At 69.0% G+C, this 9,042-nt stretch carries 8 protein-coding genes and 1 pseudogene; 1 reads left to right on the plus strand and 8 read right to left on the minus strand.

Features of this window, described 5'->3' with window-relative positions:
• The 8 genes and pseudogenes from eno to VJ693_RS17795 all read right to left on the minus strand — a co-directional run.
• Window positions 1-371 (minus strand): annotated as a pseudogene (gene eno / locus VJ693_RS17760) (phosphopyruvate hydratase); the annotation flags it as partial.
• An 88-nt stretch (window positions 372-459) separates the two neighbouring features.
• Window positions 460-765, minus strand: a complete 306-nt coding sequence (locus VJ693_RS17765; protein WP_324156292.1) for a DUF1330 domain-containing protein — start codon at window positions 763-765, stop codon at window positions 460-462.
• A 14-nt stretch (window positions 766-779) separates the two neighbouring features.
• Window positions 780-1,637: a 3-deoxy-8-phosphooctulonate synthase gene (gene kdsA, locus VJ693_RS17770; protein WP_324156293.1), complete on the minus strand. Its 858-nt coding sequence runs from the start codon at window positions 1,635-1,637 to the stop codon at window positions 780-782.
• Window positions 1,634-3,304, minus strand: a complete 1,671-nt coding sequence (locus tag VJ693_RS17775; RefSeq protein WP_324156295.1) for a CTP synthase — start codon at window positions 3,302-3,304, stop codon at window positions 1,634-1,636. Before VJ693_RS17775 ends, kdsA begins: the two co-directional genes overlap by 4 nt.
• 97 nt (window positions 3,305-3,401) lie before the next feature.
• Window positions 3,402-4,202 carry an alpha/beta hydrolase gene (locus tag VJ693_RS17780; protein WP_324156297.1) on the minus strand — a complete coding sequence of 267 codons (801 nt, stop codon included), beginning with the start codon at window positions 4,200-4,202 and terminating at the stop codon, window positions 3,402-3,404.
• Window positions 4,203-5,027, minus strand: a complete 825-nt coding sequence (locus VJ693_RS17785; RefSeq protein ID WP_324156298.1) for a proteasome-type protease — start codon at window positions 5,025-5,027, stop codon at window positions 4,203-4,205.
• Window positions 5,024-7,633, minus strand: coding sequence for a DNA mismatch repair protein MutS (gene mutS, locus VJ693_RS17790; protein ID WP_324156300.1), 2,610 nt, complete (start codon window positions 7,631-7,633; stop codon window positions 5,024-5,026). The genes VJ693_RS17785 and mutS overlap by 4 nt, the downstream gene beginning before the upstream one ends.
• A gap of 19 nt (window positions 7,634-7,652) precedes the next feature.
• Window positions 7,653-8,582 carry an inositol monophosphatase family protein gene (locus tag VJ693_RS17795; protein WP_324156302.1) on the minus strand — a complete coding sequence of 310 codons (930 nt, stop codon included), beginning with the start codon at window positions 8,580-8,582 and terminating at the stop codon, window positions 7,653-7,655.
• 114 nt (window positions 8,583-8,696) lie between these two features.
• On the opposite strand from VJ693_RS17795, the gene VJ693_RS17800 reads away from it, so the two are divergent.
• Window positions 8,697-9,042 (plus strand): TrmH family RNA methyltransferase (locus VJ693_RS17800; RefSeq protein ID WP_324156304.1); only part of this gene is annotated, 346 nt, incomplete at its 3' end.

Genomic DNA, 9,042 nt, shown 5'->3' on the forward strand with positions numbered 1-9,042 from the left:
TCGGCTGCGGCCTTGGCCACGGCCATCGAGACGGCCAGCATCGCGTTGGCGCCCAGGCGGCTCTTGTTGTCGGTGCCGTCCAGGTCGATCAGGGTCTTGTCGAGGAAGGCCTGCTCGGAGGCATCCAGGCCCAGCACGGCCTCGCTGATGTCGTTGTTGATGTTCTGCACCGCCTTGAGCACGCCCTTGCCGAGGTAGCGGCTCTTGTCGCCGTCGCGCAGCTCGATGGCCTCGCGCGAGCCGGTCGACGCGCCGGACGGCACGGCTGCGCGGCCCAGCGTGCCGGACTCCAGCAGCACGTCGCATTCCACGGTGGGGTTGCCGCGGCTGTCGAGGATCTCGCGGCCGACGATGTCAACGATGGCACTCATTCATCTCTCTCCGGTTTATGCAAATTCAAGGCGCGCAGGATGCCGGAAATCCGTTACCTGCGGGCATCAAGATCGTTGTGGGTGGTGCTCAGACGGTGCCTTCGAAGCCCTCGACGAGCACCATGTTGAAGTAGTCGGTGGCACCCTTGCGCAGCTGACGGATCTGCGTGTACTGCGCGTCGTCGTAGAAGGCCTTGGCCCGCTCGTAGCTCGGGAAGCGCAGCACGGCCACGCGGTGCGGCTGCCAGTCACCTTCCAGCGTCTCGTGCTTGCCGCCACGCACCAGGTATTCGCCCCCGAAGGCCTTCACGGCCGCCGGCGCCTGGGCCATGTACTGCTTGTAGCGCTCGGGGTCGCTGATGTTCATCGTGACGAGCAGGTAGCCGTAGGCCATGGCGAGTTCCTTGCTCAGCAGCTGAAGTCGTTTTCGAGCAGCGGCTGAGTCTTGACCACGCGGTCCAGCGCGACCAGTTGCTCGAGCAGCGCCGCCATGTGCTTCAGCGGCACGGCGTTCGGGCCGTCGGACAGCGCATTCGCCGGGTCGGGGTGGGTTTCCATGAACAGGCCGGCCACGCCGACCGCGATGCCGGCGCGTGCTAGCACCGGCACGAATTCGCGCTGGCCACCGGAGCTGGTTCCCTGGCCGCCCGGCAGCTGCACCGAGTGGGTCACGTCGAAGACGACCGGCGCGCTCGTCTCGCGCATGATCGCGAGGCTGCGCATGTCGGAGACCAGGTTGTTGTAGCCGAAGCTCGCGCCACGTTCGCAGGCCATGAAGCGGTCCTCCGACAGGCCGGCTTCGCGCGCGGCGGCGCGGGCCTTGTCGATCACGTTCTTCATGTCGTGCGGGGCGAGGAACTGGCCCTTCTTGATGTTCACCGGCTTGCCGCTCCTGGCGACCGCGTGGATGAAATCGGTCTGGCGGCACAGGAAGGCCGGGGTCTGCAGCACGTCGACAACCTGGGCGACCTGGCCAATCTCGGCCTCGCTGTGCACATCGGTCAGCACCGGCACCTTCAGCTCGCGCTTGACCTTGGCCAGGATCTCCAGGCCCTTTTCCATGCCCGGGCCGCGGAACGATCCACCGCTGGAGCGGTTGGCCTTGTCGTAGCTGGACTTGAAGATGAAGGGGATGCCCAGCTTCGTGGTCATCTCCTTCAGGCGCCCGGCCACATCCATCTGCAGCTGCTCGCTCTCGACCACGCAGGGGCCGGCGATCAGGAAGAAAGGCTTGTCCAGCCCAACGTCAAACCCACAAAGCTTCATGCGGCGGCCTTCTCGTTGCGGCGCGCGGCCTGGTGAGCCAGCGCTGCCTTGATGTAGCTGATGAACAGCGGGTGGCCGTCCCAGGGGGTCGACTTGAATTCGGGGTGGAACTGCACGCCGACGAACCAGGGGTGCTGGTCGCGCGGCAGTTCGACCATCTCGGTCAGCTTCTCGCGCTGCGTGATCGCCGAGATCACGAGGCCGGCCTGCTGCAGGCGGTCGAGGTAGTGCTCGTTGGCCTCGTAGCGGTGGCGGTGGCGCTCGGTGACGACCGGGCCGTAGATCTCGTGGGCCAGCGTGCCGGGCTTGACGTCGGAGCTCTGCGCGCCCAGGCGCATCGTGCCGCCGAGGTCGGAGTTGGCGTCACGCTTCTGGATCGAGCCGTCGCGGTCCTGCCACTCGTCGATCAGCGCGATCACCGGGTGCGGGCAGGCGGGGTCGAACTCGGTCGAGTTGGCACCCTCCAGGCCGGCCAGGTGGCGGGCGTATTCGATGGTGGCCACCTGCATGCCCAGGCAGATGCCGAGGTAGGGCACCTTGTGCTCGCGGGCGAACTGGGCGGCGTGGATCTTGCCCTCGACGCCGCGCTTGCCGAAGCCGCCCGGCACGAGGATGGCATCGACCTTCGCGAGTTGCGCGTCGGCCTGGCCATCGGTCAGCGTCTCGGCGTCGAGGTATTCGATCCGGACCCGCACATGGTTGTGCAGGCCGGCGTGGCGCAGCGCCTCGTTGAGCGACTTGTAGCTGTCCGACAGGTCGGTGTACTTGCCGCACATGCCGATCGTGACCTCGCCGCGCGGATGCTCGACCTCGCGCACCAGATCGTCCCAGCGCCGCAGGTCGGCCGGGCGGGTGAGCGACTGCAGCTTCATGCAGATCATCTCGTCCAGGCCCTGCTCGTGCAGCATGCGCGGCACCTTGTAGACGGTGTCCACGTCCCACATCGAGATCACGCCGTGCTGCGGCACGTTGGTGAACAGCGAGATCTTCTCGCGCTCGTCGTCGGGGATCGGCCGGTCGGCACGGCACAGCAGCGCATCAGGCTGGATGCCGATCTCGCGCAGCTTCTGCACGGTGTGCTGGGTCGGCTTGGTCTTGAGCTCGCCGGCGGTGGCGATCCAGGGCACGTAGGTCAGGTGGACGAAGGCAGTGTGCGTGGGCCCGAGCTTCAGGCTCATCTGGCGCACGGCTTCGAGGAAGGGCAGCGATTCGATGTCGCCCACCGTGCCGCCGATCTCGACGATCGCCACGTCGACCGCATCGGCCGTGCCGACACCAGCGCCGCGCTTGACGTACTCCTGGATCTCGTTGGTGACGTGCGGGATGACCTGCACCGTCTTGCCGAGGTAGTCGCCGCGGCGTTCCTTCTCGAGCACCGACTTGTAGATCTGGCCGGTGGTGAAGTTGTTGCTGCGGCGCATGCGCGTCGTGATGAAGCGCTCGTAGTGGCCCAGGTCGAGGTCGGTTTCCGCGCCGTCGTCGGTGACGAACACCTCGCCGTGCTGGAAGGGGCTCATCGTGCCCGGATCCACGTTGAGGTACGGATCCAGCTTGATCAGGGTGACTTTGAGGCCGCGCGATTCGAGGATCGCGGCGAGTGACGCTGACGCGATGCCCTTGCCGAGGGAGGACACCACACCGCCGGTGACGAAGACGAACTTGGTCATGTCAAAAGGCACTCTTGCTCAACCCGTGGCGGGTCGCTTGCAGGAGTGCCGTGGTGGTAAAGCGTGATTATACGGGTGGCGTGCCGGGCGGGCAGCCTCAGGACAGCAGGGTCAGGACCATCTCGGCGGTGTCGTCGGGCCGCTCCATCGGGTACAGGTGCGTGCCCTCCATCCAGCGAAACCGATCATGCGCCATCGCGTGGGCGGTGGCCAGGCCGCCCTGGCGGGCCTCGGCCGACTGGGTGCCGGCGATGAAGCCCACCGGGCACTGGGGCGGGTGGCGTTTCGTCAGCTGGCCCAGGTGGTGCGGCAGGGTGTTGTAGATCCGCGTCTCGACTTCACGGTGAAACGCCAGCTCGACGTGGTCGCCGCGTTCCTCGAAGCCGGCCGCCACGTAGTCGGCCAGGACGCGCGGGTCCCAGCGCGCGAAGACCGGTTTGGCCTGGAAATGGGCCAGCACGGCGGCACGGTCGGGCCACTGGTGGCGCCGCTGTCGAGAGACCTTGCCCGGCGAGATGCGCGAGATCAACCCGCTGCGCTTGATCATCTGCAGGCTGTGCGCCCGCCAGCCGGTGATGACCGGCGAATCGAGCATCACCAGCCGCGCCGCGAGGTCGGGCCGCTTGCAGGCCGCCAGCAGGCTCAACAGCCCGCCGAGCGAATGGCCGACCAGCGCGGCGGGCCCCCCCACCTCGGTGTCGATGAAGTCGATCAGCTGGTCGCGCAGGGCGCGCCAGTTGCTGGCCACCGGGTAGCGCGGGTCGTGGCCGAAGCGCTCGATCGCATGCACGGTGTAGCCGGCGGCCTGCCAGCGCTCGAACAGCACCCGGTAGGTGCCTGCCGGAAAGCCGTTGGCGTGCGAGAAGACCAGGTGGCGGGCGGGGGGCGGCGTGCCCACTCAGATGACCCTGTCCCGCGGGTGCCCGATCTTCTTCATCGGCTCGAAGCGTCCGGACGGGGCGAGCAGCGGGTGGGCGGTGTCGGAGCCGTCCCAGTGCGGGTCGTCGATGGCCTCGAAGACCTCGCGCAAGCGCTGGCCCCAGGTGTCACGGATCATGCGGAAGTAGGGGTTCTGGTCGTCGATCACCGCAATGTTGTTGCTTTGGAGCTTGCCTTCCTCGTAGACCAGCAGGTCCAGGGGCAGTCCGACCGAGAGGTTGGATTTCAGCGTCGAATCCATCGACACCAGCGCGCACTTGGCGGCCTCCTCCAGCGGCGTGGTCGGGGTCAGCACGCGGTCGAGGATGGGCTTGCCGTACTTGCTTTCGCCGATCTGGAAGAAGCAGGTCTCGCGCGTGGCTTCGATGAAGTTGCCGGCCGAGTAGACGTGGAACAGGCGCATCGCCTCACCGCGGATCTGGCCGCCGAAGATCATGTTGGCGTTGAAGTCGACGCCGGCACTGTGCAGCGCGGCGGCGTCATGCTCGTGGACCCGGCGCACCGCGCTGCCGAGCACGCGTGTCGCGTCGAACATGCTCTTGGCGTTCCAGATCGTCAGCGGCTCGCCTTCGCCCTGCGGCACCTGCTCGACCTGCAGGATCTCGCGCACCGACTGCGAGATCGACAGGTTGCCGGCCGACAGCAGCACCATGAACCGATCGCCCGGCTTCTCGTAGACGATCATCTTGCGGAAGGTGCTGATCGCGTCCAGGCCCGCGTTGGTGCGCGAGTCGGACAGGAACACCAGGCCCGCATTGAGCCGGATGCCGACACAGTAGGTCATGGGGTGGCTTTCTGCTGTGGTTGCTGCTGCTGGATCTGCTTCAGACGGTACAGCGCGTCCAATGCCTCGCGCGGCGTCAGGGTGTCCGGTTCGATGCGGGCCAGTGCGTCGTCCACGGGGGAGGGCGCGGCGGCCGGCGGCGCGGGCGGCGCCGCGAAGAGGTCGACCTGGGCGTCGCGCTCACGCGACTGGGTCTCCAGCGCTTCGAGGGTCGCGCGGGCCTGGCGGATCAGCACCGGCGGCATGCCGGCCAGGCGCGCCACCTGCACGCCGTAGCTGCGGCTCGCGGGGCCCGGCTCGATCGCGTGCAGGAAGACGATGTCGTCGCCGCTCTCGGTGGCGCTCACATGCAGGTTCAGTGCGCGCTCGTGGCGGCGCGGAAACTCGGTGAGCTCGAAGTAATGGGTCGCGAAGAGGGTGAACGCCTTGTTGCGGTCGTGAAGCTGGCTCGCGATGGCCGAGGCCAGCGCAAGGCCGTCGAAGGTCGAGGTGCCGCGCCCGATCTCGTCCATCAGCACGAGCGACTGTTCGGTGGCGCCGTGCACGATCGCCGCGGCCTCGGTCATCTCGAGCATGAAGGTCGATTGGGCGTTGGCCAGGTCGTCGGCGGCGCCGATGCGGGTGTGGATCGCGTCGATCGGGCCGAGCCGGCAGGCGCGTGCCGGTACGTAGGAGCCCATCGCGGCCAGCAGCACGATCAGCGCCACCTGGCGCATGTAGGTGCTCTTGCCGCCCATGTTGGGGCCGGTGATGACCAGCAGCCGGGTGCGGGCATCGAGGCGGCAGTCGTTCGGGATGAACTCCGCCCCACCGGTTTCCTGCAGCCGGGACTGCACGACCGGGTGGCGGCCGGCCTCGATCTCGATGCAGGGGTGGTTGACGAACTCGGGGCGGCACCAGTCGAGCGTGGCCGCGCGTTCGGCCAGCGCGGCGAGTGCATCCAGCCCGGCCAGCGCGCGTGCCAGGGCGGCCAGCGGCGTGAGCCAGTGCTGCAACTGCTCGAGCAGCTGTTCGTACAGCCACTTCTCTCGCGCCAGCGCGCGGTCCTGCGCCGACAGCGCCTTGTCCTCGAAGGCCTTGAGCTCGGGCGTGATGAAGCGCTCGGCGTTCTTCATCGTCTGCCGGCGCTGGTAGTCGGCCGGCACCTTGTCCAGCCCGGAGGCGGTGACCTCGATGTAGAAACCGTGCACGCGGTTGAACTGCACGCGCAGGTTGGCGATCCCGGTGCGGGCGCGTTCCCGCGTTTCCAGGTCGATCAGGAAGCTGTCGCAGTTCTGGCCGATGGCGCGCAGCTCGTCGAGCTCGGGGTCGAAGCCGGTGGCGATGACGCCGCCGTCGCGCAGCAGCACGGCAGGCTCTTCGGCGATCGAGCGCATCAGCAGCGCGCCGACCGCCGGGTCGGGCGACAGCGCGGCGCGCCACTCGTCGAGCAGTGCGGTGCCGCGCGGCGCGGCCTGGCGCAGCAGCGGCAGGCCGTCCAGCGTGGCGCGCAGGCCCGCGAGCTCGCGCGGGCGCACCTGGCGCAGCGCGATGCGCGAGGCGATGCGCTCGACGTCGCTGACCGCGCGCAGGGCATCGCGCAGGCCCTCGAAGCCGCTGGCGTGCAGCTGCGCGATCGCGGCGTGACGGGCGCTGGCCGTGGCGCGGTCGCGCGCCGGGTGGGTCAGCCAGTGGCGCAGCGTGCGGCTGCCCATGCCGGTGCGGCAGGTGTCGAGCAGCGACAGCAGCGTGGGCGAGCGCTCGCCGCGCAGCGTTTCGGTCAGCTCGAGGTTGCGGTGGGTGGCGGGCGGCAGCTCGAGCAGGTCACTGGCGCGCTGCACGGCCAGCGTGCTCACGTGCGCCAGTGCGCGGCCTTGGGTGTGCTCGGCATAGGCCAGCAGTGCGGCGGCGGCGGCGTGGGCCGTGGCCAGGTCTTGCGCATTGAAGCCGGCGAGCGAGGCGACGCGGAGCTGCTCGCACAGCTTGCGCTGGCCGAGGCCCGTGTCGAACTGCCAGGCGGGCCGGGCGGTCAGCGTGGCCTTGGCCTGGCGCAGCGCCGGGGCCACGTCGTCGCGGTCGACCAGGATCTCGGCGGGCGCCAGCCGGGCGAGCCAGCCGGGCAGCTCGCGTTCGCTGCATTCGGCCAGGCCGAGCTGGCCGCTGGCAAGGCCCAGCCAGGCCAGGCCGAGGCTGCCGCGGTGGCGGTGCACGGCCAGCAGCAGCGTGTCGGCGCGGTCGTCGAGCAGCTCGCTGTCGGTCACCGTGCCGGGGGTGACGACGCGCACGACCTTGCGCTCGACCGGTCCCTTGGCGGTGGCCACGTCGCCGACCTGCTCGGCCACCGCGACCGATTCGCCGAGCTTGAGCAGCCGGGCGAGGTAGTTCTCGACCGCGTGCACCGGCACGCCGGCCATGACCACCGGCTCGCCCGCGCTCTGGCCGCGCGTGGTCAGCGTGATGTCGAGCAGGCGGTGGGCCTTGCGGGCGTCGTCGAAGAACAGCTCGTAAAAGTCGCCCATGCGGTAGAACACGAGCGTGTCCAGGTGCTCCGCCTTGATGCGCAAGTACTGCTGCATCATCGGCGTGTGGGCGCTGAAATCCTGCACCGGCAGGGTCTCGCTCTTCATCGGCAGGGCACCTGGCGCGTCAGTCGGCGTGGTCGTCGCCGGCGGTGGCGTCGGCCGCCTTGATCTTGCGCACGCGCAGCGGCTTGCGTTCGGCCGTGGCCGTGGCCGGCGCGGTGGGCGGCGCGGCGGGCTCGTCTTCCTTGATCACGCGGGTGAACGGCGCCAGCAGCTGCACGAGCTGGCCGTAGACCTTCGGCGAGCCGGCGACGACTTCGCGCTGGTGCAGGAAATCGGCCTCGCCGGTGAAGTTGCCGATCAGGCCGCCGGCCTCGGTGATCATCAGCGAGCCGGCCGCCACGTCCCAGGGGTTCAGGCCGGTCTCGAAGAAGCCGTCGTACCAGCCGGCGGCCACGTAGCACAGGTCCAGCGCGGCCGAGCCGGGGCGGCGCAGGCCGGCGCAGTGTGGCGCCACCGTCTCGAACATCTTCATGTAGCGCTGCAGGTTGTCGCCCTTGCGGAAGGGGAAGCCCGTGCCGATGAGGGCCTCGCCCAGCCGGGTGCGCTTGGACACGCGCAGGCGCTTGTCGTTCAGGAAGGCGCCGCGGCCCTTGGAGGCCATGAACAGGTCGTTGCGCGTCGGGTCGTAGACGACCGCCTGCTCGACCTTGCCGCGGAACGCCAGCGCGATCGAGATGCAGTAGACGGGAAAGCCGTGGATGAAGTTGGTCGTGCCGTCCAGCGGGTCGATGATCCAGAGGAAATCGCTGTGCTTGGCGCCGTGCTGCCGGCCCGATTCTTCGGCCAGGATGCCATGGCCGGGATAGGCGGTCAGCAGGGTCTCGATGATGGCCTGTTCAGCCGCCTGGTCGACCTCGGTGACGAAGTCGTTGGTGCTCTTTGCCGTGACCTGGAGCAGGTCGACGTCCAGCGAGGCCCGGTTGATGATCGCCCCCGCGGTGCGGGCCGCCTTGATGGCGATGTTCAGCATGGGGTGGATGGATTGAGACATGGGCGACCTGAGAAAAGCTGGACGAGCGTCGGGAACGAGCTGGCGGGGGCAAAGAGCGGGGCGGGACGGTCAGCAGGGACAATCCGCGCGAACAACCGCTGATTTTAGCCGCCGATGACCACCGCCCCTGCCGCCGACCCGACCCGCTTCGTGCTGATGCACACGAGCCACCCGGGCAACGTGGGCTCGGCGGCCCGCGCGATGAAGGTCATGGGGTTCTCGAACCTGGTGCTGGTCGCCCCCCGCTTTGCCGACGTGCTGAACCGCGAGGAGGCGCTGGCGATGGCCAGCGGCGCGACCGATGTGCTGGAGGGCGCCTGCATCGTCGGCAGCCTGGCCGAGGCGCTGGACGGCGTGACCTACGCCTGCGCCACCGCGATGACGCCGCGCGACTTCGGCCCCCCGACCTTCGCGCCGCGCGAGCGCTTCGCCGCGCTGGCCGCCGAGGGCCACCGCGTGG

Origin of the sequence: Ideonella sp. (assembly GCF_035254525.1) — a bacterium.
In the GTDB taxonomy this organism is placed as follows: Bacteria; Pseudomonadota; Gammaproteobacteria; order Burkholderiales; family Burkholderiaceae_C; genus Ideonella.

Coding starts and splice junctions, on each gene's coding strand:
- kdsA (WP_324156293.1), bottom strand. CDS start 1,637: ATGAAGCTTTGTGGGTTTGACGTTGGGCTGGACAAGCCTTTCTTCCTG.
- VJ693_RS17765 (WP_324156292.1), bottom strand. CDS start 765: ATGGCCTACGGCTACCTGCTCGTCACGATGAACATCAGCGACCCCGAG.
- VJ693_RS17795 (WP_324156302.1), bottom strand. CDS start 8,582: ATGTCTCAATCCATCCACCCCATGCTGAACATCGCCATCAAGGCGGCC.
- VJ693_RS17775 (WP_324156295.1), bottom strand. CDS start 3,304: ATGACCAAGTTCGTCTTCGTCACCGGCGGTGTGGTGTCCTCCCTCGGC.
- VJ693_RS17785 (WP_324156298.1), bottom strand. CDS start 5,027: ATGACCTACTGTGTCGGCATCCGGCTCAATGCGGGCCTGGTGTTCCTG.
- mutS (WP_324156300.1), bottom strand. CDS start 7,633: ATGAAGAGCGAGACCCTGCCGGTGCAGGATTTCAGCGCCCACACGCCG.